Below are 26,858 nucleotides of genomic sequence, written 5' to 3'. Positions count from 1 at the left end.
CGGTTGGTTATTCGGACTGCTCGGCATTGGCCGCGGCGAGTGCTGCAGCGTTGAGGATTTCCCGGACCTGGGACTCGGTCTCGCCGGCCTTTTTCCACTCGTCGAGCTTGGTGACGACGGCCTTGAGGTCATCGTCAGAGTTGGGATCGACCGGGTGATCGAGGATCGACGCCGCGATCGTGCCGCGGTCGCCACCGTCGGCGACGTCGGCCGCGGTCCACAACTCGCCCAGGCGATCAATCCACTTCTTGCGCGCAGCGTCCGACAGTCGACCGGACGACGCCTGCGCCGCGGTGGCCGCCGCTGCAGCCGTCTCGTGCGCCACGGTGTCGGACTTCTCCGCGGCGGCGGCCTCGCGCAGCGCAGCGACACCGCCGGAGCGCTCCGACCGGACACGGACCGGCTCGACCTCACCGTCGATCACCTCATGGAACTCGGCCGGCTCATAGACCTGCGAGAAGTCTTGCGGGAACGCCGAGCGCCAGGCCGCCGCCTCGGCACACTTGCCGAGCATCGTCATTGGCTTGTCGCGCCACTGGCCGGTTGGGTCGCCGTTGCGCGTCGTCTGGACGTACTCGGCGAACTTCACGACCGACTCCGCGAATACCTCACCACCGCAGCTGATTACACACTTCGCGGCGACCGGCGGACCGTCCTCAATGAGCACGTCGCGCCAGATGCCATCCCGACCGCAGAACTGGCGATGTGCGATCGGTCGACCGACACCCTCACGCCGCGCAACTCGATGCCCAGTAACCCGGAATCCGTCGATGCCGACCTGGATCGTGTACTTGTTCTCCCAGCGCTCAGCCTCGCCGTTGTATCCGCCGACCTTGGTTCTGCGGGCGATCATGTAGATCTGCTTCTGGAATGGGTCCAGGCCAAGGCGTTTGGACGTGTGGAAGAACACGTCCAGGTCGCCGCGAGGGGCGTCGTCGATGCCGAGCTGCTTGAGGCCGGCGATCTGCGCCTCGGTGAACTCGGTCTGACTGTCGGCGATAGCGAGCGTCGTGGTCGTGGCCGTGATAATTTCCGTCGTTGCGGCGGTGGCGATTTCAGTGGTCATGCAATCTCTTCCGTTGTCGTGGACAGTTCTGGGTAGGGGTGACGCTCGAACAGCGCGTCGTAGTTCTTCTGCGCGATGACCAGAGACACGGAACCGCCGCGCCCCGGCTGACGGCCGGCAATCTTGATGCCGTCGCACACAGCGGTTTTCGCTTCGCCCATCAGCTCCAGCAGCTCCGTCTTGCGGCTGCGCGCAGTCTTCTCGGTCTGGCCCAGCTCGCGGTGCCAGTCCAGAACCTGCCGAGCCAGCGCCGGCGGGACCTCGACCTCGCTGCCGTCGATGTCCGGGTGCAGACGACGGATCGCCTCATAGCAGGACACCGAATCATCCAGCGGCGGCGGCTCATTGGCAGCCAGCGACGCAGACCAAGCAACGCAACGCTCGACGATCCAATCAGCCACGTCCTGGTCCCACTCGACGACGTAGATACGCGGCATCCCGAACTGCGGCCACAACACGAGGTCGGCCTGCTCGTGCCACCCGGTAATGAGCATCTGCGTCATCACCTGTGCCGCGTAGTCCTGCGGAACCACGCCGCTACCGTCGTCGCCCCACTCCTCAAGCGAGCGAGACTTTTTTACCTCGACGCAGCGGCGTTTGCTGCCGATCGACGCCCGCAGGTCGACCGTGGCAAGGTTGTCGAACGGCAGCGCGGTGTTGAGCATCTGCACCTCGCCGCGCGAGAGCCGCCAGCCTGTGCCGTCGGGCAGGCCACGGTTCGCCTTGTACAGCCAGTACTCGCGGGCAGCCAGCTCGACTGCGTGCCCGTAGTCGAAGTCATCCTGCTTGGCCTCGGTGATCGGCGCGGGCTCGATGATGCCGGCCATTTCGAGCCAAAGCTCGCGCTGCGACTTCCAGCGTGAAATACCCAGGATTGACGGCACTTTCGACGGCGTGATGATCTTCAGCCACTCAGGCGATCCGGGTTTGATGGCGGTCATGCCGGTACCGCCAATCCAGCGCGGGACCGCATAGTCCGCAGCGACACCTCTGAGATACCCAGGCGTTCAGCGATGTTCGCGTCTCCCCTGACCCCTATCGCGACTACGTCCTGGTATCGGTCATCGAAGGGGGCGACCGAGTTCGCCCGGTACCTCAGCTTCCGTTCGGGCTTCTCGGCCGGGTCGTCGATGTCCTCCCACGCCAACGGTGGCCACCACCCGGCGCGCTGCGCCCGCTGGCGGGATCGGCGCGCCGCCAGGGTGTCCGGCGCCGGCGTGAACATCAGCCGCCGGTACAGCGCGTCGACGTCCCGTGCGAATGCCACTGTGACAAACGGCTGGCGCATCATTCGAGGGATACGGTTCTCGTAGCAGCCGATCTCGGCCGCTAGGTCCGCTTGTGTGTGGCCCAACGCGACCAGTGCCTGGATGCGCCGCGCGGATCCGATACTTGGCACCTGACGGCCCGGACTCCACTCGAACATCGGCACCGGCTCGACGGCGAGAATCTTGCGGGCGACGTCCGACAGGACATAGGTCCGGTCTCCCCTGATGATGTGGTAGACCTCGGAAAACGCTACGTCCGCATGGTCAGCGATGCACGTCCCGCTCATCCCCGACTCACGTAGCCGATTGATGTGAGCCGCTACCAAAGCTGCTGGGACTGGCGGGTTCTGGGCGCACCAGTAATCGTGGTGCTTTTGGCACAGCCCACGCTTGGCGGCATTTCCTGAGCACTTCGGTCTGCTGCATTTCATGCCGCGGCCCCGATCAAGTGGCGCACCTTGTAGTTGGCCCAGTCGATTTCGGCGCGCCAGTCGGCCAGCTGCCGCTCGATCGCGTCTGACGCTTCTTCGCACTCTGCGTCGAAGTCGAGCAGCATGATGTCGAGGGCCACCACGGCCGAGATCACGTGATGCCGAAGTGCAACAGCCACAGCGGGATTCGAGGCAACAGCGGCGACAGCCTTCCCGAGCATCTACGACACCTCGTGCTCCCACGGCGCCATCGCCCCAGTCATCGCGCTCACCAGACCACCACCGCCGCGTTGCTGCCGCCGACGCATAGCGCCGACGTCACCACGACGCCGCTGCTGAATGCCGCCCGGTAGCCGGGCTGGCACCACATGTCGTACACGGCATCAGTGACCGGGCTGTAGGCGATGACCTCGCCATTCCCCTGGGCCAAGTACCCGCGGCGGACGTTGTCGGCGAACGCGCAACTTGTCACAGAGGTGGCCACACCAGCACGACCACTCGGGCACATCACGAACGGCGCATCAGCGCGCGCCGGGATGACCAGCAGCCCGATCATCGGGATTAGCCAGCACGTAGTCAGGCCGAGGAACAACAGCGCCTTGCGGATCATGACTGCACCGCCGCCTGGGCGACCAGTGCACGCGATCGGGCTTCACGTTCCAGCCGCTGCTGGCGCTTGGCCGGGATCGCCTCGATGCCGAGGTACACCGCACCGACCAAGGCCTTCCACTGGCCGACGGTCATCGTGACGTAGGCGAACTCGTCGAGATGGACGCGGATATTGGTCGCGTCGGAGACTGGCGAGGTGTCCTCAACGAAGTAGTTCCCACTCTCGCAGGCTTCGAACTGTTCCTCGCCGCGGGAGCCTATGGAGATTGCTACGCTGGTTGTTGACATGGGGGTTCCCTTCGATGTCGTGGCCCGTGCCGGATTCCGCCCGGCGCGGGCCTGCCTACTTCTGAAACTTGTTGTCGGCGTTGCCGAATCAGCTGGTCTTTTTGCGCGCGTCGATGACGGCTTGCCGAACGAAGCAGTCCTTGGCCTCCAGCAGCTTCCGAAGTCCGGTGGTCAGCTCGGGACCCTCGCCGAGAACGCCGACCATGAACGCAGCGACCTCGGCGAGCTCCCTACTGACGTCTTGCAGGTGCGGCGGCAGGTGGTCGAAATCGAACAGGTCGATCAGGTGCTGGGTTGACGGATGAAGTGCCACGCGTGACTCCTTGGGATTGAACCGCTACTTCTGAAACTTGTTGTCGGCCTGGACAAATCGATCCAGGTAGTACCGCTCGAAGTGGGGTTCCCCGGGGGCGGGCGCCGTAGGTAGGGGGCCGTCGCTCACCACCCCCGGGGACGGGTGCCGCCGATCGGCACCCTGCTGAAAGAACTCGAACAGCTCATCGGCCTCGCGGCCCTGCCGCTCCTCGCGGGCCAGCTGCACCCGAGCGCGCAGGTCCTCAGCTGCCGGGAGCAGGTTGTCAATGAACGCGCCGACCTGTTCAAAAGGCCACCGCAGCAGTCGGATCACAGCTGACGCCTCACCAGCTCGTCAGCGCACACCGGGGCCGGCGGCCTGATCTGGCTGCGCAGCGCGGCATGCAGATCGCGGTTCGCGCCCCACAGCAGCAGCGAAACAGCCAGCAGGACAAGAAGAGCCGCGAAGAGGAGAACAATCAGCGTCGTCACGGGCGCAGTCCGCCGATCGACGAGGTCATGCGGTCACCGGCGACTTCAACCGGCGGGCCGACCTCGCAGACAATCCGTGCAGGAAGGTGACCGGCTCGCCCGCCGCCGGCGCGGCTACAGGCTCGGACACCGGCTCCGCGACCGGGGCAGCGTCGCCCTCGAGCCACTCCTCGATGTGCTTGTCCGTCATCACAAATACGTTGCGAGACAACCGCTTACCAGGAATCTGACCTGCAGCGATACGACGCTTCAACCAACGAACACCGTCCGTCCAGCCCAACGGCTGCAGAATCTCCCGATCGACCTCTTCGAGCTGATGAACAACAATCACTTCGACCTCGGTTTCGTCTGATAGACAGGCCGTTTCGGCTTCGGAAAGTGCTGCACCTTGGGAGGCGGTGAAGAGCAGTAGGTCACGCCGCTGCCTCCCGGACGACCAGACGGGCGATAGCCTCCGCCCCGTTCGGGGTGACCTTGAGGGTGTGCATGACCTCGCCCTTGAAACGAGGCGCTTCGTGGGTCTCGATCGGCTTGAAGTACGACCGCTTGTGCGCGTACGCCGAGTAGCGTCGGCGAATCTCCACGCAGCCTTTGGATTCAGAGAACCGCCGCTCGGTCTCGACGTAGATCCAGCCCTTGTCGACGAGCAGGTCCCGAAGCCATTCCTCGCCGACGTTGTTGTTCGCGGCGACCGTGCGGAGCTTCAGGCAGTCCGTGTCCGCGACGTACAGCTCGACGTAGTTGACCTTGGGAGCGTCTTCGGCGATCTTGTCGGCCATCGCCTGGTTCTCGATGGCGAGGTTGTCGTTGCGGCGCTTGAGGATTTGGAAGGCCTCGAACAGCTTCTCGTCTTCAGTCAGGTCGCGGGCCGGCGACTCCCGCTCCGCGTCCAGGAGGTAATCACGGACCTGGCGGGCCACCTCGCTGTCGCGCAGCAACATCCCGATACGGAGCACTGCGCGCCGCGGGAACAAGCTCATCGACGGCGCGGTGCTCGGCATGCCGAGGTCTTCTGGAGTCAAGTTCAAGATGGACGTGACTTCACTGCGGCCGATCACGCGGAATCCGTCGTCGTCCAGCTCGTCGCGGTTGCGCTTGACGACCGTGAGGATGGTTTCTCGGCCTACCTCGTAGAACTCGGCGACCATCTCAGTGGTCGCGTGCGTGTCATCGGGGAGGCAGCGGAGCGCGCCGACCTTGTCGATCACGTCAGTACGGCCTGCGAGCTGATCACGCTCGTCTCTTGAGTCGGGTAGCGTCAGGTCTGACATTGGAAGCAGTTCCTTTCCGTCGGTTGGCCCTCACCCCTGGCCGGGTGGGGGCTTTCGTTTATGCCGGCTGGCGTCTGTCTGCGCAGACCGCTGACACTGCGGGCGTGCGAACTTCGTCATGGGCGATGAACAAGTCCTCCCAGTGCCGGTCGAGTCGACCGGCCAGTGCGAGCGCCAGGTCCTCGGAGATGTTCTTGAGCTGACCGGTTTCGATCTTGTGGATCGTGGTCTGCGTGCGCCGGACAAGGTGCCCGAGGTCGCGCTGCGAATAGCGCTTCTCCTTGCGGGCCCGTCTCATCGCGGCTGGGTCGCGGACTTCCATCCAGCAATCCCTCCTCAGTACGGGTGGTTTGCGTCGTGCGCGGTTCATGTTGCCTCCCAGTTTTCAACGTGTCAACTGTCTGCGCAGACGGTAGCACTGTGGTTTTCAAACCGTCAACCACTGACTTGGCTATCTGACATGCGACGATTGATCTTGTGGTTTTCACACATGAGGGCGCGTCGCTGGTACACCGAGAAACCGCTACGGAAAGTTGGCGGTCGTGAACGCACACACCCTGCGAAGCCTCCTTCTCTTAGGCCTCGACAAGCGGGCAGAGAACGGCCTGCCAACCGACTACCGAGCCGTAGAGAATGCCGTCAGGTACGAAGAAGAAGTGAGGCCCCGGGGACTATCCCTGAACCGCACAACCATCTCCCAAATCCTGGACGGCACCTACAAAAAGGCGCCCAAGGACGGAACAGTCCGAGCAATCGGGTGGCTAGCTGATGTCTCCGACGAGGTTGCGTTCACAGCTGCAGGACACCAACCGCAAAGGGTTCCATTCGCAATGGAACTCCCGCGAGGGATCGATGACCTGACAGCACCGGAACGGCGCGCGGCACTCGATGTGCTGCGCGTACTTGTGGCGCAACGACAGGAGATCAATCGACATGAGCAGTCCGAATCAGGCAACAATCATGATTCGCCCGCGGCGCCGGGAGCATCGAATGAAGCGACCGAAGACGAGAAGACATTCCTATTCAACGTGTTCCGGTACGACCCGTCCGATCCGGACGTGGTCGTCCAGGCCGCAAGCCTTGAAGCCAGTAGCGAGCGAGATGCACGCGACCAAGTGCGCTCCGGCTTGGCGCTCGCCGGCATCACCCTGCACGACAACAGCCAAGGAACAATGGTCGTCACGCACCACGGATTAGGACCGCTGCTGTTCGAAGTCGTTCGCGCAGACAAACCCGACCGGGATGAACGGGTCTTCGACAAGCTGCGCGAACTCGGGCAGGAATACGCTCGCGAACTAGACGAGAAGACCGACCCGGCTGCAGGTAGTGCTGGTTTCATCGCAACTGCGGCGGACGTGGCCGAGCAGTTCCGGAGCTACATGAATCCAGCTAACCGCGGCGCCGATTCACCGGACGAGGGTCAATCCGCGCCGGACCGGTTCCGAGACTTCAGGAGTAGGTCCAATGCCGGCCAGGTCGAACGCCCAGACAATCAGGCGCAGTAGCGGCTTCGGCCAACATTCGAATGGCTGAGCGTCGAATCTGTCCATGACGTCGTGCTGCAGGCGGGCGAGTTCGGGGTCACCGGCCACCCTTCCACCCCGTTGCTGAAGCTGCCCGGATTCGCCGGTAGAGTTTTCTTGATTCCATCGCGCGGATATATTTTCAGCGGTAACTCTGGCACCGGAGACCGGCCTGACGGTGAGCGAATATCATTGTGTTCCTACGGCTTTCGTGCGGTCGGCTTCCCCGGGGCGTAGGCGTTAATTTACCTACCTAACGTATTTATTGACAGGGAATTCCTAGCCTTTGCACAATTGTTATGAATGTTGCTGGCGCGTCGAATTTCGCTACTCAACACACCTTTATGTCCAGCCAACTTCGCAGCGTTAGCTGACCGCGCAAAACTGGGGGGGGGGTGCTCTTTTGCCGCTTTTGCCGTTCAGCAAATTCGCACGGTGCAGATCAAATCCAGGTGCGCTACCGAGTGCGCGGTAATCGCGTTCTCAGCAAGCCGGCCGTCCGCGACATCACGTTGCCACACGCAATGCCAGGAAACTCGCAACCGGAGCAGCCTATCCAGTACCGCCGGTAGCAAACTCAACCTATTGCATCCACGACGGACAGCGACCTCCTAGGATCAGCACAGATTCAGACAAGAACAAGGGGGGGGGAACCATGTTCCGCACACTCGCGCTGGCTACATCCGCTGCCGCCGCAGCAATCGCAGTTTCGGCACCCGCGCACGCCGACAACGTCGACTTCGGCACCAACCGCTCAGCTTGCCAGTCGGCAGAACAGCAGTTGCACGCCAGCGGAAACACCAGCGCGGACTGCTTCGAAACGGGACCCGGGCACTACTCCCTGTACTACAGCCGGCGATGACCGCACCGATGAAGATCGCGACCGGCGTCCTCATTGTCGCGGCAACCAGCGCCACACTGTCTCTCTCCGGATGCGGGATCGTGCGCTCGCCGGCGCCGTCGACGGTCACCGTGGTCCAGCCGGCTCCCACCACCACGACCGACCCGCAACTCGCGAAGACCGCACGCAACACCGCGCTCGGCATTCAGGTGAAGAACAGCATGCAACAGAAGTTCGACACCGACCCTCAATGGCAGCCACTGCGTCTGTCGGTCAAGTCCGTTGTCGTGGCATCGGATTCAGGCAACAGCTACAAGGCCCTCGCAACCGTCCACGCAGGCAACGGCCGCGAACAGGACGTCGCCATCCAGGTCACGTACGACGGTGACAACATGGTCTGGCAGAGCGAGCGCGGCGCATTCATTTGGGCCATCCCGGAGAACTGAGATGACCAAGGCCCCGTCCGGAGTGAAACTCCAGCGGGGCCTTCGGGTTTGATGGACTATCAGCGAGCCTGGCGTGCAACTCCGAGATCTACTTCTCATCGCCGTTCTTGGCGCCGTTCGGGAACAGGTTCCGGGTGATGACGTACAGAACGCCGATGGTCTCGACCACGACGGAAGTGAAGTAGGCAATCACTACCTTGCTGTCGATGGCATGCCACTGCGACCACATGTAGAGACCCATGCACACCGTGGCTGCGATCAGCAGGCCGGACACCGTCCGGAGGGTGAAGGTGACGATGCGGCGGCGTTGTTCCCGCGCAGTCTGCAGGTCGTGGATAGCTTCTTTGTTCTTGGCGCCATCTATATCTGGCACCGTCTCCGAGGTCACTTGGAGGTCATCGGAGCGCGTTTCATCGAACCCGTCGCCAAGGGTAGTGCCTGGCTCGTCTCCCTGCTCAATGCTCACGCCGGGCGGCGCTCCAACTTCCGAAGCCTGGTCACCATTGCGGCAGGGGACACCCCGAAGTACTTGGCCATCTGCACGTTGGAGAGTCCTTCGCGGCGTTGCCGGTCGATTTCGTCTGCCGGCATCAGGAGGTTCCCGGCGAATTCGTCGGCATAGAACTCGTGGATGTCGTACTTGGTGCCGCGCTCGTCGATGAAGGCGAAGTCGGTCTGGCCGCGGTTGATGCGTTCGACGTAGTGGCCGATCTCGTGCGCGATGGTGAAACGTTGCCGTGCTTCGTTCTCCCGCTCGTCGACGTAGATGGTCGGGATTCCCGGAGGACGCGACTGCAGCATCCCGGACACCCCGTCGCGCAGGAAGGTGCGTTCGATGAGCAGACCCATCGACTGCGCGATGCGGTCAACGTCCACGGGGAAGGAATGCAGCCAGTAGTGCTCGCCGCGCACGTCCTCCGCGTCCTTCTTGGCTTCATCGATTACAAGCGCCATCGTTGATTCACACCTCCCTCGGTGCTTCTAGTCTATCTACCTACCGGATACCCGCAGGGTACCCGGCGTGTCCGACACGAAATTTCTATGCTGGCTTCGTCGATTTGAGGATGGCGGCCATGACGTTGGCTGCGGCTTCAAACGCGGCGCGGTCGACGTCGCCGTAGAGGTTCACGGTGGTCTGAATGCTCTCGTGGCCGAGCTGCCGCGAGACGGTCGTGATCGGGACGCCGTTGGCCAGCTGCCACGAGGCGTAGGTGTGGCGCATGTCGTGCGGCGTGGGCGCCGGGTTCAGTGCCGAACGTGCGACGGCGGGGTTCCAGACGTGGTTGCGGAACGCTGGATACCGGCAGGGCCCGCCGTCGGTCTGGTTGGTGAACACCCACTCCCCCGACAGGTCCAGCTCGGCGAGGACGTCAGCGGGCACGTTGATGGTCCGCCGCGACCGCTTCGTCTTCGGCATGCCGAGCCTGTAGCCCTCTTTCGAACGCTTCCATGCCTGCCGGACCATCACGGTGTTGGTGCGCAGATCGACGTGTTTGGGCTGCAGTGCTGCGATCTCGCCCCACCGCATGCCGGAGCTGACCATGAAGGCGAGCATCGGCTGCCACGACTCGGCCGTCGCGGCGAGCAGCTGGTCGTACTCGGGCCGGGTGAGCATCCGCATGTCGTGGTCGTGGTCGACGTTGGCTTTGGGTAGCGTCCGGCCGGCGAATGGGTTCTTCGTCGCGTGCCCCTTGTCCACGGCCGCAGCGAGCGCGCCAGACATGAATCCGTGCTTGTTGGTGATCGTCTTGATCCCGTTCGGCCGTGAGCCCTTCTTGGCGGAGCCTTCGGTCTGCAGGGTCGCCACCCATGCCCTGATGTGTTCCTCGGCGAGCTTGGCTACCGGGACGGCGCCGATGGGCCGCGCTTCGATGTCACCGGCAAGGTAGGACTCGTAGTTGTCCATCACGCCCTGCTCGAGGCCGGTGAGGCTGTCGATGTAGGTGCGTACCCACTGCGCGACGGTGAGCGGCTTGCGTTCGGTGCGGGTCACCGGTTCGAGTTCGATGCCGTAGAGCTTCAGCGCCTCGTCGATGCCGCGGGCTTTCATCGCCGCGGCGAGCGCATCGGCCTCGGCCTTGTTCTCTGCGCCGACCGGGCTCCTGCTGAATGTCAGTGTGCGCTGGCGGCCATCAGTGTCGCGCCACTGCACCACGTAGCTGAAACTGCCGTCCGCGCGGGGGCGTTCACGAACCGATACGGACGCCATGACACACCCCCTGAATCGGGGGTGTGTTGGCATACGGTGTTGGCATGTGGTGCATGCTACCGAAACACCTGGTCAAACGGGTACTACTTGTGGCAGGTACAGGATTCGAACCTGTGTAGGCTTCCGCCGACGGATTTACAGTCCGCTCCCATTGGCCGCTCGGGCAACCTGCCGGGTTTGCCGCCTTCCGGGGTACCGGGTTTGGCGCGAGTAGCAGAGTACAACGAAGATGTACCGAACACGAAAACGGGACCCCCACCAGGGGCGCAGATACGGAGGGCAATCCAATGGCGGATTCATCGTTCGACATCGTCAGCAAGGTCGACCGGCAGGAAGTCGACAACGCGCTGAACCAAGCCGCCAAGGAGCTGTCCACCCGATTCGACTTCCGTGGCACCGACACCACCATCGCCTGGAAGGGCGACGAGGTCATCGAGCTGGTCAGCTCGACCGAGGAGCGCGTCAAGGCCGCGGTCGACGTGTTCAAGGAGAAGCTGGTCCGCCGCGACATCTCGATGAAGGCGTTCGACGCCGGCGACCCGCAGCCCAGCGGCAAGACCTACCGCGTCTCGGGCACGCTGCAGCAGGGCATCACCAGCGAGCAGGCCAAGAAGATCACCAAGATCATCCGCGACGAGGGCCCCAAGGGCGTCAAGGCGCAGATTCAGGGCGACGAGATCCGGGTGTCCAGCAAGAAGCGCGATGACCTGCAGGCCATCATCGCCCTGCTCAAGGGCGCCGACCTGGACGTGGCGCTGCAGTTCGTCAACTACCGGTAGCGCTCAGCCGTCGCTGTTGAGCTCTTTGGTCAAGTTGGTGCCGTTGTTCTTGCTGTCGCCATGATGGTTGGTCATGTTGCGGCATTCGCCGTAAATCTTGAACGCGAGCCGACTTTCGCCCTGGTAGTACTCGATGTTGACCGCGACGCCGTCCCGGTTGATGGTGCCGCCATACATGTGTTGGGAGGGCAGCTTGTCTGACCATCCCGACGCCAGCATGGCGGCCTTCACCTGCTCGGCATAGTCGTGACCATTGACCCCCGCCGGCAGCAACGCACTCATCTCGAGGTAGCCCTTGTTCGGCGGATCGCCGTCGTCATTGCAGAACGCGAGATAGCCGCCACCGCTAACGTCTTGCAGCCCAGCCACTTTCCGCAATTGCCGACCCGCATTGATGACCTGGGCCATGGACTCTTCATCGGTCATGGGGTGCACTGGACGATCGCTATGGGGAAGCAAGCCACATCCTCCTAACATCAGGGCACAGACGAAAGCCGCTGTACCGACGCGATATCGACTACTTGTAATCATGGTCGTTCTTCACCGTCTCACCTGGGCGATTGGATTCGGGATCCGAATATGCCGGGGTCCCGGGTATGGGGATGTCCACATGCGGCACCGGAACCTCGATACCGAACGGCAGGTTGACGTGGTCGGGTGTCGAGAAGGTCGGCCGGTGCCGGTCCTCGGCCAGTAGTCCGTCGGTCGCAAGGCGTTCGCTGTGCCCGCTGGCGATGTCGGTCATCGCGCGCAACGACTCACTGCCCATGTCGTAGTACTTCGAGTGATCATGGAAACTCCAACCGGTCTCGCCGGCCACCTCGGCCCGGAACCGGGTGGCGCCGAAGCCCTCTGCCGACGGGTCGGTCCCCAGACCGGCGACCGGCCCCAGCGGATTACCGAGCTCCGCGTTCAGCCATTGCGCCGCCCCTGGACCGCCCATACCGAGCCGGGCGACGGGATCGGTCGACGCCGCCCCGACGTACACCTGGCCGCCATTGACATGGAAGTCCGCCGCGCTGTGCGCCAAATCTGTTCCAGGACAACCGATCAACACGACATCGTTGACTTTCATGCCGCTGCCCGCACACGCGTCGGCGACGGTGGTGGATCCGTAGGAGTGCCCCATCACCGTCACATGAGAGGTGCCCAAGTGCGTGGCCGCCAGGCCGTTGACGTCGGCAGCCAGCAGGTCGCCGCCCTGCCGGGCCAGGGTCGGGTTCGCGATCCGCGGATCGGTGAAGCTGTCGGGCGCGTCGTACCCCATCCACATCATCACCGCGGTCGAGCGATTCGGGTCGGCCAGCTTCGCCTGGTCGTATACGTGGATGGCGTCGTCGTGACCGTCGGCCAACCAGCCGTCGTGGACACTGCTCCCGGTGCCCGGCACGATGACCGTGGTGTTGTTGGCAGTGTCCGGGTTGCCGAGGCAGATGGCTGCCCGCCCCTGCCCGCCGTCCGCCTCCGGTTGGTAGGCCCAGAGCATGACCGGACGTGACCTGTTGGGGTCCGTGTTCGATCCGCGCTGGTGCGCCAACCCCTCGCTGGTCCGCCGCGCGTTGTAGAACCGGGTGGCGTCGGTCTGTGTCAGCCCGTACCGGCCGGGGTCCTTGAGGACGTCGTCCTCGGAGACATGGTTGCGGTTGGCGACGTCGCGCACCCGGTTCAGGTCGTCGTTCATCACCTGCTGATTGACCGCGTCCCGAGCGCTCGCCGGGACGCCGTTGAGGTTGCCCAATTCGGGTGGGTGCCGGGCGATCAGCTGCTGCCGCTGCTCTGGAGTCAGTGCGGTCCACCATTTTTCGACGTCCTCGGGGTTGGTTCCCGGAGGCGGCATCTGGATGTCCTGCCCGCCGATGTTCACCGGCGCCGAGGGCTTCTGGCCTTGCACCGCCTGGTCGATGGCCGTCGCGGTGAGCGTGTCAGTGGTGTCGAAGGCCTTCAACTGTTCCTGGATGGACGTGGTGAAGAACTCCGCCGCCTTCTTGAGGGGCCCCAAGTCCCCGATCAACCACTGCTGCGGTGTGACCACGCCATCGTCGCTGACCGAAAACCCGAGTTGGATCGCGGTATCCACGAATTCCAGCAGGGTGCTGCGCAGCGACGTCAGCTGATTTCCGCCGTCGGTCAGCGCCTTGGTCAGCTGGTCCAGCCTGCCGCGGTAGGCCTCCTGCTCATCGATCAGCTGCTGCGCCTTGGCGACTGCGGCGTCGGCGGCCTGCCCTTGCCAGTTCGCTTTCACGTTCGCCAGCTGGCCGCGCTCGACGCCGATGACGATCTCCAGCGCGGCTGACGTGGTCCGTACCTCATCCGCGGCGTCGAGCAGAGCCTCGGGCTTGGCCGCGCGAACACGCGACACCGTCACCGTCACTGCTGCCGCACCCCCTCGGCGATCCCTCATCCGATCGTCGCACAGGTCGCGGGTACCAACCGACACAACATTCAAACCGCACCACCGACCGGACACTCCGACATAACCTGTCGCCATGGCACCAGCGCAGCGCGTACCGACCGTCGTCGTCCTCGGTGGCGGATCCTGGGGCACCACGGTGGCCTCGATCTGCGCGCGCCGAGGACCGACGCTGCAGTGGGTGCGGTCCGCGGAGACGGCGGCCGACATCAACGAAAAGCATTGCAACAGCCGCTATCTGGGCGACGGGGTGGCGCTTCCGGAATCACTGCGGGCGACCACCGACTTCTCTGAGGCCGCCAACTGCGCCGACGTCATCGTGATGGGTGTGCCGTCGCACGGCTTCCGCAACGTGCTGGGCGAGCTGGCCAAGGAACTGCGGCCGTGGGTCCCAGTGGTGTCGTTGGTCAAGGGCCTGGAGCAGGGCACCAACATGCGCATGAGCCAGATCGTCGACGAGGTGCTGCCCGGGCATCCGGCCGGGATCCTGGCCGGACCAAACATCGCCCGCGAGGTCGCCGAGGGCTATGCCGCCGCCGCCGTGCTGGCCATGCCGGATCAGCACCTGGCCGCCAATATCGCGGGCCTGTTCCGCACCAGGCGTTTTCGTACCTACACCACCGACGACGTGATCGGTGTCGAGATGGCCGGGGCGCTCAAGAACGTGTACGCCATCTCCGTCGGCATGGGGTACTCATTGGGCATCGGCGAGAACACCCGAGCGATGGTGATGGCGCGCGCGGTGGCCGAGATGTCCAAGCTGGGCGTGGCGATGGGCGGCAACCGGGACACGTTCGCGGGCCTGGCCGGCATGGGCGACCTGATCGTCACCTGTACCAGCCAGCGCAGCCGCAACCGGCACGTCGGCGAGCAGCTGGGTCAGGGCAAGAGCATCGAGGAGATCATCTCGTCGATGAACCAGGTCGCCGAGGGCGTCAAGGCCGCCAGCGTGATCATGGAGTTCGCCGAGACGCACGGGCTCAGCATGCCGATCGCCCGTGAGGTGGATCGGGTGATCAACCACGGCTGCACGGTGGCGGACGCCTATGCCGGCCTGATGCTCGAGAAGCCCGGGCACGAAGTACACGGCTCGGGCTTCTGAGTTCCACGCTCGCGCGGCCCTGCGATCAGTTCGCGTAGGGGCTGCGGTCTTTCGGCCTGTCCAGCAACGGATTCGACTCGTTGACGATGAAGCTGCCCGACGGGCTGACCACGAAACCGGACTGGTCGAAGCCGTTGACGCACGCCGTCATGGTGCCGTCGGTGCCGCAGGTGATGTTGCGGTAGCTGATCCGCGAACCGGCCGGCAATGTCTGCACCGCGCCGGGCATCTCGCCGAGGTACTTCGGGCCGTTCAGGATGTTGAACGCCGGCGCACCGAACTGACCGCCGACGACCACGTTGGAGCCTTCCGGCGCGCCCGGCAGCGGGCCGCTACAGCCGTACTCGCCTTCGTTGCGGCGCATCACGCAGGTCAGGCCGCCGGGCGCCTGGAACATGTAGAAGGAGCCGTCCTTGCTAGCGAAATTCGACGGGCTGACGGGCTTGAATCCGTTGAGGTTCGGCGCGGCGGGTCCCGGTGGCGGGGGCACCGGCTCCGGCGGCGGATCGGCCGCGGCAACGCCCGGCACCAACGAGATCGCCCACGTGGCCGCGACCGCACCGATCAGGAATCTGCTCAACACCTGATCAGAGTAGAACCCCGTCGCCATGGCTCGCAGCGCCAGCGTCAAATCACTTGCAGCCGAGGTCGACGTAAACCGTGGTGCTCTGGCCGCGCAGCTTGCCTTCCTGACTCGACAGCTCGCGGCCGTGCCGGACCGCGGTGACGGTGCATTTGTCGAGAGATCCGCTGCCGACCCGCGACTCGATCACCCGGAAGCCCTCGGTCTGCAGCCGGTGGATCGTCTGCGTCGCGGATTCCCCGGGGCCGGGCGGCACGACCGGACGAGCCGCGGCCGGTACGGCCAGCGCGACCATCAAGGCCAGGACGATTCCGGTTCCGACTGGGATCTTCGTGGGATTCTTCATGTTTTTCCCTCTCCCGCATTCAGCGCAGATTGCACTGAATCAATAACTTCGACAGTAGCCGCGAAATTGAGCGAGAAACGCATTCTCAGGTCGAACGCATACCGATACCCGCATGGATCATGCGGAATTCAGGCGAAACTCAAATAGTCGTCTCGACGGTGTGCGGGGTGTACGACTCACTCATCGTCACGTACTCGCCGACGTCCCGCAACATCGGCAACCGGACCCGGAAAGTCGTTCCCGCAGTGTTTGATTCGACTTTCACCCGGCCGCCGTGCGCTTTGACGATCGTCGACACGATCGCCAGACCGAGGCCGGTGCTACCGAGCGCGCGAGAACGCGATTTGTCGGCAACCACAAATCTGTCGAACAAATTCGGCAACAATTCTTCGGGAATTCCCGGACCGTCGTCGGCGACGGTCAGTTCCACATATCCGGGGCCCGGGGTCAAGGTCGCCGTGACCGCCGTTCCCGCCGGCGTGTGCACCCGCGCATTGGCCAGCAGGTTGCCGATCACCTGATGCAACCGCGCCGGGTCACCACGTACCCACACCGACACGTCAGGCAGGCGCGAGCGCCAGCGATGCACGGGCGACGACACCGCGGCGTCGTTGACCGCGTTGATCACCAGGTCGCACAGGTCGACATCATCGGTCTCGAGGTCCTGATGCTCCTCGAGACGCGATATCAACAGCAGGTCCTCCACCAGACCGGACATCCGCTGCGCCTCGGACTCGATGCGGGCCAGCGCGTATTCGGTGGTCTCGGGCAGTGCCGCGCTGTCCTGACGGGTCAGCTCGGCGTACCCGCGGATGGCGGCCAGCGGGGTCCGCAACTCGTGGCTGGCATCGGTGAGGAACTGCCGCGTCCGACGGTGGGAGGCGGCGAGCTCGGCCAGCGCGCTGTCGACGTTGTCCAGCAGTTTGTTGAGCGTGTCCCCCACGATGCCGACCTCGGTACGCGGATCGGTGTCCTCGGGCCGGACCCGTTCGGTGATGCGGTGGTCCTCACTACCGAACTGGCGGGTCGCGACCTTGGCCGCCGTCGAGGCCACGCGGCTCAGCGGCCGCAGCGCATAGTTCACCACCGCGATGGTGCCGACAGCCGTCAGCGCAATGGCCAGCAGCGTCATGACCGCGACCGCGACGGTCTTGCGCGCCACCACGCTGTTGGCCTCTTCCATGGACACCCCGGAGACCAGCACGTCACCGCCGCCGGCGTCCTGTCCCGCCAATCGGTACCAGCCGAGTTTCGGCAGCTTCACCGTGCGCGGTCCGAGATTCGTCCACTGCTGCCCACTGACAGCCTTGATGACGTCGGGCTGGACCGGCTTCGGTTCCCCGTCCGGGAACACCGCCGACTGCACGACGACGCCCTTGTGCACGACGGCGATGAGATTGCCCGGGGCCTGGCCACCGAAGGCCGTCAGGCCGTCCTCCCCGGCGTCGATGGGATGCGCCGGATCACCGCGCTTGATCTCCAAGCGGTCATACGAATGACCGAGAGCATCGAGCGAACGGTCCAACTCCGCGTCGCTCATCGCGGACACGTAGCTGTGCAGGCTGTACACCGACAGCACCCCGACCGCCAGCAGCACCACGGTGACCAGGGAGGTGACGCCGAGCACGAGACGCCGGCGCAGGGTCCGCGGACGCCACCACGGCACCCGAGCCGGATTTCGGGCCAGCACTCGAGTCGGGACCCGGGTCACGCGCGTCACCTCGGGCAGATTAGTCCTCCGCGTCGGCAGGGCGCAGCATGTAGCCCACGCCGCGCACTGTGTGGATCATCGGTTCACGATCGGTGTCGATCTTCTTGCGCAGATACGAGATGTAGAGATCGACGATGCTCGACTTGCCGCCGAACCCGTAGTTCCACACCCGGTCGAGAATCTCCGCGCGGGCGATGGCCCGTCGCGGGTTACGCATCAGGTACCGGAGCAGTTCGAACTCGGTGACGGTCAACGAGATCAGTTCACCGGCGCGGGTCACTTCCCGGCTGGCGCCGTTGAGCACCATGTCGCCGACCTTGAGCACTTCGTCGGACTCCGGCGCCAGGTGGCTGGACCGGCGCAGCAGTCCACGCAGCCGCGCCACGAGCTCTTCGAGGCTGAACGGCTTGGTCATGTAGTCGTCGGCACCGGCAGTCAACCCGGTGACCCGGTCCATCACGGAGTCCCGCGCGGTGAGAAATAGGGTCGGCGTGTAGCCCTCTGCCGAGCGCACCCGCTGCAGCAACTGCAGACCGTCGGTGTCGGGCAGCATGATGTCCAGCACCACGAGGTCGGGTTCCATCTCGCCGAACTTGGTCACCGCATCACGGCCGTTGTGCGCGACCTCGACTACCCAGCCCTCGTAGTGCAGGGCCATCTTGACCAGGTTGGTCAGCGCCGGCTCATCATCGACCAGCAACACCCGGATGGGGGATCCGTCGGCACGTTCCATGCGCGGCAGCTGGCCGAGCACGGCGGCCCGGGGGTGACGCTCGCGAGGTGGTACCGACATCGTCGTCATTCTTCCATTGTGTTGAGTGCACCGAAAATTGTCACTGCGTTCATACCGAGTTCAAATATTAGTCCTCGATATGACTCACGTCACTTACGCAGTCCGATGTGATGCGCGAGAATCGTTGCAATACAGCCATTTTGACTGGTCGGACCACCAATCGCCAGCATACCGGCCGCGCCGATTCCATCTGGTAGCGCAGGATTGCGAATTACTCAACCAACTGGCGCGCCAAGAAGATTTGCGTTCTCTATGGGAAGCCCCCTTCGCCTTGCGACCCCGTCCGGCGATAAATACTCTCGCACTTAGCAATTGGCGCAGACTCTCATCGGCGACCGCCAAATCAGAATGAAACATGTTGTTGCACAACATGTTTGATCGACAATGACGTCGGCGGGCGCGCGGGCCACCACTCACGCCGCGCATCTGCACATGTGTCCATCGGACAACTAACGGAGAACGGAAACCTAGGCATGCTAGAAACCGCCCCGCCGACAAAGGGACTACGCGCGATACTGCGCTACGACCTGCCGGCGTCACTCGTCGTATTCCTGGTGGCACTGCCACTGTCACTCGGCATCGCCGTCGCCTCCAACGCTCCGATCCTGGCGGGCATCATCGCCGCCGTCGTCGGTGGCATCGTCGCCGGCGCGCTCGGCGGCTCGCCGCTGCAGGTGAGCGGACCGGCCGCCGGCCTGACCGTCGTCGTCGCCGGCCTGATCGCCGAATTCGGCTGGGGCGTCACGTGCGCCATCACCGTCGGCGCCGGCATTCTGCAGATTCTGTTCGGCCTGAGCCGCGTGGCCCGGGCCGCGCTGGCGATCTCGCCGGTCGTCGTGCACGCCATGCTGGCCGGCATCGGTGTCACCATCGCGCTGCAGCAGCTGCACGTGCTGCTGGGTGGCAAGTCCAACAGCTCCGCGTGGGAGAACATCCACGAACTGCCCGCCCAGCTGACGAACATCCAGGGCGCCGGGTTCCTGCTCGGCATGCTGGTCATCGTCACGCTCGTGGCGTGGCGCTGGGTGCCGGCGCCGATCAACCGGATCCCCGGTCCGCTGGTGGCCATCGTCGGCGTCACCGCGCTGTCCGTCGCGCTGCCGTTCGACGTCAAACGCATTCAGATCAACGGCTCGCTGCTGGACTCGCTCACACTGCCGACCCTGCCCACGGGCGACTGGGACGGCATCATCGCCGGCGTGCTGACCGTCGCGCTGATCGCCAGCGTCGAGAGTCTGCTCTCTGCGGTGTCGGTGGATCGCATGCACAACGGTCCCCGCACCAACTTCGATCGTGAGCTGATCGGCCAGGGCGCGGCCAACGCCGTCTCCGGCGCCATCGGCGGCCTGCCCGTCACCGGCGTGATCGTGCGCAGCTCGACCAACGTCACCGCCGGCGCCAAGACCCGGGCTTCCGCCATCCTGCACGGTTTCTGGATCCTGTTGTTCGCGGTGCCGTTCGCCGGCCTGGCACAGCTGATCCCGACGTCGGCGCTGGCCGGCCTGCTGATCGTCATCGGCTGCCAGTTGGTCAAGAAGGCGCACATCGAAACCGCCCGGCGCACAGGCGATATCGCGGTCTACGCGATCACGATTCTCGGCGTCGTCTTCCTCAACCTGCTCGAGGGTGTGCTGATCGGTCTCGCCCTGGCCGTGGCGCTCACCGTCTGGCGCGTGATCCGGGCCAAGATCGTCACCGAGCACATCGCCGGTAACGACTGGCGCATCGTCATCGAAGGCTCCGTCAGCTTCCTGTCGCTGCCGCGCCTGACCTCGGCCCTGGCCTCGCTGCCGGCCGGCTCCGACGTCACGATCGACCTGTCGGTCGACTTCATCGACCACGCCGCGCACGAAACCATCGACGAGTGGAAGCGCCAGCACGTGGCCGGCGGTGGCTCTGTCGAGATCCACGAGCACGGCACCGTCGAAATGCACAGCGCGACTTCCGGCCCGCCCGCGCGCAGCTTCAACCCGTTCGACAAGCGGTCCGGCGTCGTCCCGTGGAAGTCGCAGACCCAGACCAACTCCGTCATGGAAGGCCTGGAGACCTACCACCGCCGCACCGCACCCGTGCTGCGTCCGCACATGGAAGAGCTGGCCCACGCCCAGAAGCCCGAGACGCTGTTCATCACCTGCGTCGACTCGCGGGTCGTGCCCAACCTCATCACCAGCAGTGGCCCCGGCGACCTGCTGACAGTGCGCAACGTCGGCAACCTGATCCCGGAGGGACGGACCGACGCGTCGATCGAGGCGGCCATTGCGTTCGCCGTCGACGTCCTGCAGGTCTCCTCGATCGTGGTGTGCGGCCACTCCAGCTGCGGCGCCATGACTGCGGTGCTGAGCAAGGATCAGGGCCAGGACGAGCACCTGCACACCTGGCTGGAGCACGGTGACGCGACGTTGCGCGCCTTCGACGAGGGCCGCCACCCCGTGGCACTGGCCGCGGCCGAGGAAGGCTTCGGCGTCATCGACCAGTTGTCGATCGTCAACGTCGCCCTCCAGGTGCAGACCCTCGCCGCCCACCCGCTGGTCCGGGACCGGCACCGCGCGGGCGAGCTCGAGGTGATCGGGCTGTTCTACGACATCGGCAGCGCGGCCGCTCTGCGGGTGACGCCGGTCGGCGTGGACCGCCTGGTCGAGGTGGCCGAGTAGTACCTGATTGATCCTGCGCCCAGGGCCGTAAACCGCGAGAGCGGCGGGCCCTGGGCGCAGTGTCATTTCCGGAACCGGTTCAGCTCAGCCGCAGCAGCACGCGCCCGACGCCTGTGCGGCGCTCGGCAATTCGACGCTGGGCAGTTCGCCGTCGGGCCGCCAGTCGAACGGGAAATGCTTGCTCGAGGCGCCGAGGTACTCGTGGGAGAAGTCGAATCCGACGGCGTCGGCCTTCTTCACCACACCCCACGTCGCCACCTGTCCCGGCCCCACTTCGGCACCCGGGGCGTTGACGGTCGTGACGCGGCGGTTCGGGTCGGCCGTCGGCCCCGTCAGCGCGTCGACCCGCACATCGACCTTGCCCGGAATCTCCGCCCGCCAGTAGGCGAGGTCGTCAGCCGCGGCGAAGTTGATCGGCGCGTACTCGATGCCCCGCAGCTCGCTGATCAGACTGCCGAACTCCCCCGGCCAACCGCCCTCGTCGCCACGGAAGATCCGCTCCAGCGCGAGGCGCTGGTCGGCGTCGGCCTTCTCGTCGATGTAGAACATCAGCTTCATGGTGGCGTCCGGGTCGCCCACCCACATATTGCCGGCGAACTCACCCAGGGCCACCACCCCGAGGCCACTCAAATCGGTTGTGCCGTAATGCCCTTCGTGCACCTGCCAGACGAGCGTGAACAGGCAGTCGCCGTACGTGGGCTCCTGCGCGAAGCTGCACGGGCAGGGCAGCTTGCAGCTGCACACATCGAACCACTCGCCGCGTAGATGCCAATCGGTCTTCGGGGTTACCGCCACCGTCATCGCTGAATCCCTTCTCGTTTCATACCCCCTGAGGGTACCTGACGCAGACGACGTTACGCAGCGATCGCAGCGCACGTCAAGTACCCCTAGGGGGTATATTGATATGAGTTTGGCGAGGCCGCGCGGAGGCCCGTTGACCCTGAAGGCACGGCGTAAAAGTGCGAGTAGCCAACGCCCCCAAGGCAAAATCAACCCGGGGTGTTCGTTGACCCTGCGGCTACGGCGTACAAGTGTGAGTAGCGACGACCCTCAGTGCGGGGTCAACGGGAGAAGCCGGGCGCTATCGCCCAGCCATGCGCTCCAGGCGCGCGATCCGGTCCTCGATGGGCGGATGGGTCGAGAACAGTTTGCCGATCTTCTCGCCGGCCCGGAACGGGTTCGCGATCATCAGGTGGGCCTGGTCGGCCAGTTGCGGCTCCGGGGGCAGCGGGGCCTGCTGCACGCCGTCGCTGATCTTGCGCAGTGCGCTCGCCAGCGCCAGCGGGTCGCCCGTCAGCTCGGCGCCCGACTGGTCGGCCTGGTACTCACGCGAGCGCGACACCGCCAGCCGGATGATCGTCGCGGCCAACGGGCCGACGATCGAAAGAACCAGCAGGACAAAGGGATTGGGACGGTCGTCACGGTCGCCACCGAACATGCCGATGAAGTAGGCGACATTGACCAGTGCGGTCACCACCGATGCCATGGCGCCCGCCACGCAGGAGATCAGGATGTCGCGGTTGTAGACATGCGACAGCTCATGCCCCAGCACCGCCCGCAGTTCGCGCTCACTGAGGAGATTCAGGATGCCCGTGGTGCAGCACACCGCGGCGTTGCGGGGATTGCGCCCGGTGGCGAAGGCATTGGGCGCGGCGGTGTCACTGATGTACAGCTGCGGCATCGGCTGCCGCGCCGTGGTGGCCAGTTCGCGGACGATCCGGTACATCGCCGGCGCCTGCATCTCGCTGACCGGCTGCGCGTGCATGGCCCGCAGCGCCATCTTGGCGCTGTTGAAGTAGACGTAGGCGTTCATGCCGATGGCGAACAGCACCGCCAGGTACATGATGTTCTTGCCGAACAGCGAACCGATCAGCACGATGAGCGTCGAGAAGCCCGCCAGCAGCGCGAACGTCTTCGCGGTGTTCGCGTGCGGATTCCACGTCATCAGCTAGCTCCTCCAGGCGCAGTCGATGCTCAGCGCAATCAACTCACTGATTTGAACGCACGGCAGCTGGTGCCTGGTTCCGCGGTGTCCCGATCGACGGTCAGCCGTGGCGGTCAGCGGTGTACTCGACCAGGTTGAGCAGCGCCAGCCGGCCGGGCAGGCCCGGCAGGTTGTTCAGCTCTGCGCGCGCGTCCGCAGCGAAGCGCTGCACGGTGCGCTTGGCCTCGACCATGCCCTCCGACGCCCGGAGCAACGCCAGCGCCTCAGCGAGGTCGGCGTCGTTGTCGATGGGCTTGGCCAGCAGCACCCGCAGCCGGTCGGCGTCGGCCCCGGTGTCGCGCAACGCGTACAGCACCGGCAGGGTGTGCACGCCTTCGCGCAGGTCGGTGCCCGGCACCTTGCCCGACTCGTCGGGGTCGCTGTCGATGTCGATGATGTCGTCGGAAATCTGGAAGACGGTGCCGACGATGCCGCCGAGCCGGCTCAGCCGCTCGATCTGCTCCTCATCGGCGCCCGAGAACGTCGCGCCGAACCGGCCGGAGGCCGCGATCAGGCACGCGGTCTTCTCGTAGACGACCTTCAGGTAGTGCTCGACGGGATCGGCACCTTCGACGGCGCCGCGGGTCTCGCGCATCTGGCCCGTCACCAGCTGGGCGAAGGTATCGGCGATGACGCGGACCGCGTCGGGCCCCAGCCGGGACACCAGACGCGAGGCGGTGGCGAACAGGTAGTCGCCGGCCAAGATCGCGATGTTGTTGCCCCAGCGGGCGTTGGCGCTGTCCGCGCCGCGTCGCACCTGGGCCTCGTCCATGACGTCGTCGTGGTACAGCGTCGCCAGGTGCACCAGCTCGATCACGGCGCCGGCGATGGAGACGTCGTCGTTGTCGGGGTTCGGCCCCAGCGACGCCGAGAGCACAGTGAACAGCGGACGGAACCGCTTGCCACCAGCCTGGAACAAGTGCTGGACCGCCTCGGCCATCAGCTCGTCGGCTTTGCCCAGCTCGGTCGACATCAGGTCTTCGATACGCGCGACCGCGTCGCGAACCTGCGCGGCAAAGGCGGCGTCACCAAAGTCCACGCCCGCGACCACTGTCGCTGGTGTCTTCATGGGTCCAACATACTGGGCGGCATGGTCGTGCACGCAGATGTGGTCGTGGTCGGAGCCGGGCCGGCAGGTTCCGCGGCTGCCGCCTGGGCAGCGCGCCGGGGCCGGGACGTCTTGGTCATCGACTCCGCGCAGTTCCCCCGGGACAAGGCCTGCGGCGACGGCCTGACTCCACGGGCCATCGCGGAGCTGCGTGAGCTCGGGCTCGGTGAGTGGCTCGAGGGCCGGGTCAGCCATCACGGTCTGCGCATGGCCGGGTTCGGCGCCCAGCGCGAGGTCCGGTGGCCCGGGCCGTCGTTCCCGGCCACCAGCAGCGCCGTGCCGCGCACCGAACTCGACGATCGGATCCGGCAGGTGGCGGCCGACTCCGGCGCGAAGATGCTGCTGGGCGTCAAAGCCGTCGACGTGGAGCACGACGCCACCGGCCGGGTGCGCACGCTGAAGCTCGACGACGGGCAAGAGATCGGCGTGGGTGAGCTCATCGTCGCCGACGGCGCCCGATCGACGCTGGGCCGGGTGCTGGGCCGGCAGTGGCATCAGGAGACGGTGTACGGGGTCGCGATCCGCGCCTACATCGAGACACCCCGGCACGCCGAACCGTGGATCACGTCGCACCTGGAGCTGCGCTCGCCCGAAGGCGAGGTGCTGCCCGGCTACGGCTGGATCTTCCCGCTGGGCAACGGCGAGGTGAACATCGGCGTGGGCGCGCTGGCCACCGAGAAGCGGCCGGCCGACGCCGCGCTGCGCCCGCTGCTCGCCCACTACACCGACCTGCGCCGCGACGAGTGGGGCTTCGAGGGTCAGCCCCGGCTGGCCAAGTCGGCGCTGCTGCCGATGGGTGGCGCGGTGTCCGGGGTGGCGGGGCCCAACTGGATGCTGATCGGCGACGCGGCGGCGTGCGTCAACCCGCTCAACGGCGAGGGCATCGACTACGGCCTGGAGACCGGGCGGCTGGCCGCCGATCTGCTGGGCTCGGGTGATCTGAGCGCGGCCTGGCCCGCGGTGCTGCAGGAGCACTACGCCGCGGGGTTCTCGGTGGCCCGCCGGCTGGCGATCCTGCTGACCGTGCCGAAGTTCCTGCCGATCACCGGACCGGTCGCGATGCGGTCGCAGTACCTGATGACGGTTGCGGTCCGGGCCATGGGCAACCTGGTGACCGAAGAGGACACCGACGCGATCGCCCGCATCTGGCGCCGAGCCGGACGGGGCTCGCGCCGGCTGGATCAGCGCAAGCCGTTCAGCTGACCGACCGCGCGAACCCGGCGATGTCGCGGATGGTGGCGGCGAAGACGTCGGGCATGGCGCCGGCCAGCAGGATGTCCCCGGCGTGGCAGGTGCCGGCCACGATCCGGCCGACGACGCTCACCCCGGCGGCCGCCAGCCTGCGGTAGTAGACCAGGCCCTCGTCGCGCAGCGGGTCGAGCTCGTTGACCGAAATGACGTGCGGCGGCAGGCCTGCCAGATCCGCGTCGGTGGCCACCCCGGCCCAGCAGGTGCCGTCCTGCGCATGCTCCTGGTTTGGGTCGTAGAGGAAACCCAGCAGGGCCAGTTGCAGACAGCTGATGAAGTACCCGTCGTTCTCGCGCAGCGACGGCAGGTCGTCGGCGTCCTCGAGCCACCGGTTGGAGATGTAGGGGCACTGGGCGTAGACGCCGGCGATCTCGTCGCCCCAGCCCTCCCGGTTGGCCTTCAGCGCCACCGTCAGTGTCAGGTTCCCGCCGCCGGACTCCCCCGACACGATCAGGTGGCTGATGCCGAGCTGGTCTTTGTTCGCCGCCGTCCACCGGACGGCCGCCGCGCAATCGCCCAGCCCGGCGGGGAACGGGTGCGGGCCGAGTGCGCCGCCGGAATTGCGGAACTCGACGCCGATGACGACGAGCCCTGCCGCCGCCAGGTTCTCGCGGAGCCGGACGTACTGGATGTCCGCGGCGCTGAGGATGGCCATCCCACCCCCGTGCAGGTGCACCACAGCGGGCAACGGACCTGCGGCCTCCGTGGGCCGGCTGATGTAGAGCGTGATCTCGTTGCCGTCGGCGCCGGTGATGGTGGTGGTCGTGCTGCTGACGCCCTCGGGCGCGGGGGCCTTCTCCCCCAACATCTTCAGGACGGCGCCGGTCCCCTGTTCGGCGAAGTTGGAGAACTCCACGAGCTGCTCGAGCGGGGAGTCGAGCGTCAGGGGCGGTTCCGGCAGTCGGCCGTCCATCCCGAACGCGGCGAGCCCTTTGACCATGCGCGGATCAGCGCGCGGGTCGGTGCCGATGGTGCAGTCAGGGTCAGCGAGGCGTCCGAAGGGCATGGGCCCATCTTGGTGCGCAAAGTGAACTTGGTCGCGATTTTGTGAAAAGTCGCGACCAAGTTCACCGTAGGCGGACGGTTACCGGTATTCGCAGAGGTACGCGGTCTCGACCTCGACGCGGACGCCGAACTTGCTGTCGGCCGGCACGGTGAATTGCGTTCCGGCGGCGAAGGTTTCCCACTCGTCGCTGCCGGGCAGCTTGACGGTCAAGCCGCCGGAGACCACGTGCATGATCTCGAGGCTGGAGGTGCCGAACTCGTATTCGCCGACGGCCATGACGCCGACAGTCGCGGGCCCCTCGGCCGGCGCGAAGGCGATCGATGCGACCTTGCCATCGAAGTACTCATTGACCTTGAACAACTGGGGCTCCTCGAACTCAGGTGAGGGGTCAGAATATCG

Annotated in this window: 33 protein-coding genes and 1 tRNA gene; 7 read left to right on the top strand and 27 right to left on the bottom strand. The window is 65.5% G+C overall.

What is annotated here, in order from left to right; translation table 11 throughout:
* Positions 1-7: 7 nt before the first annotated feature.
* The 12 genes from TL10_RS06395 to TL10_RS06345 form a co-directional block, all read right to left on the bottom strand.
* On the bottom strand, positions 8-1,066 hold the full coding sequence (locus TL10_RS06395) for a recombinase RecT (protein WP_043984954.1): 1,059 nt from the start codon (positions 1,064-1,066) through the stop codon (positions 8-10).
* The gene (locus TL10_RS06390; RefSeq protein ID WP_043984952.1) at positions 1,063-2,007 is read right to left on the bottom strand and encodes a YqaJ viral recombinase family protein; all 945 of its coding nucleotides are present in this window, start codon (positions 2,005-2,007) and stop codon (positions 1,063-1,065) included. The genes TL10_RS06395 and TL10_RS06390 overlap by 4 nt, the downstream gene beginning before the upstream one ends.
* Positions 2,004-2,621 carry a hypothetical protein gene (locus TL10_RS06385; RefSeq protein WP_043984950.1) on the bottom strand — a complete coding sequence of 206 codons (618 nt, stop codon included), beginning with the start codon at positions 2,619-2,621 and terminating at the stop codon, positions 2,004-2,006. Before TL10_RS06385 ends, TL10_RS06390 begins: the two co-directional genes overlap by 4 nt.
* A gap of 140 nt (positions 2,622-2,761) precedes the next feature.
* Positions 2,762-2,986 (bottom strand): hypothetical protein, encoded by a 225-nt coding sequence (locus tag TL10_RS30875; protein WP_131630688.1) that lies wholly within the window; start codon positions 2,984-2,986, stop codon positions 2,762-2,764.
* Between the two features lie 47 nt (positions 2,987-3,033).
* On the bottom strand, positions 3,034-3,375 hold the full coding sequence (locus TL10_RS06380) for a hypothetical protein (RefSeq protein ID WP_052506320.1): 342 nt from the start codon (positions 3,373-3,375) through the stop codon (positions 3,034-3,036).
* On the bottom strand, positions 3,372-3,662 hold the full coding sequence (locus TL10_RS06375) for a hypothetical protein (RefSeq protein ID WP_043984948.1): 291 nt from the start codon (positions 3,660-3,662) through the stop codon (positions 3,372-3,374). Before TL10_RS06375 ends, TL10_RS06380 begins: the two co-directional genes overlap by 4 nt.
* 88 nt (positions 3,663-3,750) lie before the next feature.
* Entirely contained in the window at positions 3,751-3,975 is a 225-nt protein-coding gene (locus TL10_RS06370) for a hypothetical protein (RefSeq protein ID WP_043984944.1), read from the bottom strand.
* Between the two features lie 24 nt (positions 3,976-3,999).
* The gene (locus tag TL10_RS06365; RefSeq protein ID WP_043984942.1) at positions 4,000-4,290 is read right to left on the bottom strand and encodes a hypothetical protein; all 291 of its coding nucleotides are present in this window, start codon (positions 4,288-4,290) and stop codon (positions 4,000-4,002) included.
* A complete protein-coding gene (locus tag TL10_RS31180; protein ID WP_157850353.1) occupies positions 4,287-4,448 on the bottom strand; it encodes a hypothetical protein in 162 nt (53 codons plus the stop codon). The genes TL10_RS06365 and TL10_RS31180 overlap by 4 nt, the downstream gene beginning before the upstream one ends.
* A gap of 25 nt (positions 4,449-4,473) precedes the next feature.
* Positions 4,474-4,638, bottom strand: coding sequence for a hypothetical protein (locus TL10_RS31540; protein ID WP_202813116.1), 165 nt, complete (start codon positions 4,636-4,638; stop codon positions 4,474-4,476).
* A 223-nt stretch (positions 4,639-4,861) separates the two neighbouring features.
* Positions 4,862-5,719, bottom strand: coding sequence for a phage antirepressor KilAC domain-containing protein (locus TL10_RS29465; RefSeq protein ID WP_082067860.1), 858 nt, complete (start codon positions 5,717-5,719; stop codon positions 4,862-4,864).
* Positions 5,720-5,777: 58 nt separating this feature from the next.
* Complete coding sequence (locus TL10_RS06345; RefSeq protein WP_043984940.1) at positions 5,778-6,041, bottom strand: helix-turn-helix transcriptional regulator; 264 nt, start codon at positions 6,039-6,041, stop codon at positions 5,778-5,780.
* A 508-nt stretch (positions 6,042-6,549) separates the two neighbouring features.
* Here TL10_RS06345 and TL10_RS06340 point away from each other — a divergent pair.
* The 3 genes from TL10_RS06340 to TL10_RS06330 all read left to right on the top strand — a co-directional run bounded on the left by TL10_RS06340 (position 6,550) and on the right by TL10_RS06330 (position 8,529).
* The gene (locus tag TL10_RS06340) at positions 6,550-7,224 is read left to right on the top strand and encodes a hypothetical protein (RefSeq protein WP_043984939.1); all 675 of its coding nucleotides are present in this window, start codon (positions 6,550-6,552) and stop codon (positions 7,222-7,224) included.
* A gap of 673 nt (positions 7,225-7,897) precedes the next feature.
* Positions 7,898-8,104, top strand: coding sequence for a hypothetical protein (locus TL10_RS06335; RefSeq protein ID WP_043984938.1), 207 nt, complete (start codon positions 7,898-7,900; stop codon positions 8,102-8,104).
* Entirely contained in the window at positions 8,101-8,529 is a 429-nt protein-coding gene (locus tag TL10_RS06330; protein ID WP_043984937.1) for a hypothetical protein, read from the top strand. The genes TL10_RS06335 and TL10_RS06330 overlap by 4 nt, the downstream gene beginning before the upstream one ends.
* Before the next feature lie 88 nt (positions 8,530-8,617).
* Here TL10_RS06330 and TL10_RS06325 read toward each other — a convergent pair whose 3' ends face one another.
* The 4 genes from TL10_RS06325 to TL10_RS06310 all read right to left on the bottom strand — a co-directional run bounded on the left by TL10_RS06325 (position 8,618) and on the right by TL10_RS06310 (position 10,911).
* Positions 8,618-8,995, bottom strand: a complete 378-nt coding sequence (locus tag TL10_RS06325; RefSeq protein WP_131630686.1) for a hypothetical protein — start codon at positions 8,993-8,995, stop codon at positions 8,618-8,620.
* Positions 8,992-9,483, bottom strand: coding sequence for an ImmA/IrrE family metallo-endopeptidase (locus TL10_RS06320; RefSeq protein WP_043984934.1), 492 nt, complete (start codon positions 9,481-9,483; stop codon positions 8,992-8,994). Before TL10_RS06320 ends, TL10_RS06325 begins: the two co-directional genes overlap by 4 nt.
* Before the next feature lie 85 nt (positions 9,484-9,568).
* Positions 9,569-10,738, bottom strand: a complete 1,170-nt coding sequence (locus TL10_RS06315; RefSeq protein WP_043984933.1) for a tyrosine-type recombinase/integrase — start codon at positions 10,736-10,738, stop codon at positions 9,569-9,571.
* A 90-nt stretch (positions 10,739-10,828) separates the two neighbouring features.
* Positions 10,829-10,911, bottom strand: a tRNA-Tyr gene (locus tag TL10_RS06310).
* Between the two features lie 114 nt (positions 10,912-11,025).
* Here TL10_RS06310 and TL10_RS06305 point away from each other — a divergent pair.
* Entirely contained in the window at positions 11,026-11,517 is a 492-nt protein-coding gene (locus tag TL10_RS06305; RefSeq protein ID WP_043401524.1) for a YajQ family cyclic di-GMP-binding protein, read from the top strand.
* 3 nt (positions 11,518-11,520) lie between these two features.
* On the opposite strand, the gene TL10_RS06300 is transcribed toward TL10_RS06305, so the two are convergent.
* Together TL10_RS06300 and TL10_RS06295 are read right to left on the bottom strand one after the other, a co-directional pair.
* Positions 11,521-11,943: a lipoprotein LppJ family protein gene (locus tag TL10_RS06300; protein WP_231575693.1), complete on the bottom strand. Its 423-nt coding sequence runs from the start codon at positions 11,941-11,943 to the stop codon at positions 11,521-11,523.
* Positions 11,944-12,034: 91 nt separating this feature from the next.
* Positions 12,035-13,882, bottom strand: a complete 1,848-nt coding sequence (locus TL10_RS06295) for an alpha/beta hydrolase (protein WP_423136057.1) — start codon at positions 13,880-13,882, stop codon at positions 12,035-12,037.
* A 121-nt stretch (positions 13,883-14,003) separates the two neighbouring features.
* Here TL10_RS06295 and TL10_RS06290 point away from each other — a divergent pair, with 121 nt between their 5' ends.
* Positions 14,004-15,029: an NAD(P)H-dependent glycerol-3-phosphate dehydrogenase gene (locus TL10_RS06290; RefSeq protein ID WP_043401519.1), complete on the top strand. Its 1,026-nt coding sequence runs from the start codon at positions 14,004-14,006 to the stop codon at positions 15,027-15,029.
* A gap of 25 nt (positions 15,030-15,054) precedes the next feature.
* On the opposite strand, the gene TL10_RS06285 is transcribed toward TL10_RS06290, so the two are convergent.
* From TL10_RS06285 to TL10_RS06270, 4 genes are all read right to left on the bottom strand, one after another.
* Entirely contained in the window at positions 15,055-15,612 is a 558-nt protein-coding gene (locus tag TL10_RS06285; RefSeq protein ID WP_231575692.1) for a hypothetical protein, read from the bottom strand.
* Between the two features lie 49 nt (positions 15,613-15,661).
* Entirely contained in the window at positions 15,662-15,958 is a 297-nt protein-coding gene (locus TL10_RS06280; RefSeq protein ID WP_043984928.1) for a hypothetical protein, read from the bottom strand.
* 139 nt (positions 15,959-16,097) lie between these two features.
* Positions 16,098-17,669, bottom strand: coding sequence for a sensor histidine kinase (locus tag TL10_RS06275; RefSeq protein WP_234711383.1), 1,572 nt, complete (start codon positions 17,667-17,669; stop codon positions 16,098-16,100).
* Between the two features lie 19 nt (positions 17,670-17,688).
* The gene (locus TL10_RS06270) at positions 17,689-18,471 is read right to left on the bottom strand and encodes a response regulator transcription factor (protein ID WP_043984926.1); all 783 of its coding nucleotides are present in this window, start codon (positions 18,469-18,471) and stop codon (positions 17,689-17,691) included.
* 464 nt (positions 18,472-18,935) lie between these two features.
* On the opposite strand from TL10_RS06270, the gene TL10_RS06265 reads away from it, so the two are divergent.
* Positions 18,936-21,113: a SulP family inorganic anion transporter gene (locus TL10_RS06265; protein WP_043984925.1), complete on the top strand. Its 2,178-nt coding sequence runs from the start codon at positions 18,936-18,938 to the stop codon at positions 21,111-21,113.
* An 84-nt stretch (positions 21,114-21,197) separates the two neighbouring features.
* On the opposite strand, the gene TL10_RS06260 is transcribed toward TL10_RS06265, so the two are convergent.
* From TL10_RS06260 to grcC1, 3 genes are all read right to left on the bottom strand, one after another.
* Positions 21,198-21,908, bottom strand: a complete 711-nt coding sequence (locus tag TL10_RS06260) for a DUF1326 domain-containing protein (RefSeq protein WP_082067865.1) — start codon at positions 21,906-21,908, stop codon at positions 21,198-21,200.
* 286 nt (positions 21,909-22,194) lie between these two features.
* On the bottom strand, positions 22,195-23,058 hold the full coding sequence (gene htpX, locus TL10_RS06255) for a zinc metalloprotease HtpX (protein WP_043401512.1): 864 nt from the start codon (positions 23,056-23,058) through the stop codon (positions 22,195-22,197).
* Positions 23,059-23,158: 100 nt separating this feature from the next.
* A complete protein-coding gene (gene grcC1 / locus TL10_RS06250) occupies positions 23,159-24,166 on the bottom strand; it encodes a nonaprenyl/(2E,6E)-farnesyl/geranylgeranyl diphosphat synthase (RefSeq protein ID WP_043401510.1) in 1,008 nt (335 codons plus the stop codon).
* A 21-nt stretch (positions 24,167-24,187) separates the two neighbouring features.
* On the opposite strand from grcC1, the gene menJ reads away from it, so the two are divergent.
* Positions 24,188-25,408, top strand: a complete 1,221-nt coding sequence (gene menJ / locus TL10_RS06245) for a menaquinone reductase MenJ (RefSeq protein WP_043401507.1) — start codon at positions 24,188-24,190, stop codon at positions 25,406-25,408.
* Here the strand turns inward: menJ and TL10_RS06240 are convergent.
* Together TL10_RS06240 and ppnP are read right to left on the bottom strand one after the other, a co-directional pair.
* Positions 25,401-26,459, bottom strand: coding sequence for an alpha/beta hydrolase (locus TL10_RS06240; RefSeq protein ID WP_043401505.1), 1,059 nt, complete (start codon positions 26,457-26,459; stop codon positions 25,401-25,403). The two genes, menJ and TL10_RS06240, sit on opposite strands and share 8 nt — an antisense overlap.
* 78 nt (positions 26,460-26,537) lie before the next feature.
* Positions 26,538-26,819 (bottom strand): pyrimidine/purine nucleoside phosphorylase, encoded by a 282-nt coding sequence (gene ppnP / locus TL10_RS06235; protein ID WP_043401503.1) that lies wholly within the window; start codon positions 26,817-26,819, stop codon positions 26,538-26,540.
* Positions 26,820-26,858 lie beyond the last annotated feature (39 nt).

The sequence above is a fragment of the Mycolicibacterium llatzerense genome (assembly GCF_000878195.1).
GTDB lineage: Bacteria > Actinomycetota > Actinomycetes > Mycobacteriales > Mycobacteriaceae > Mycobacterium > Mycobacterium llatzerense.
The sequence above is the reverse complement of the archived record's forward strand: the minus strand, read 5'-3'. Positions and strand labels throughout refer to the sequence as shown.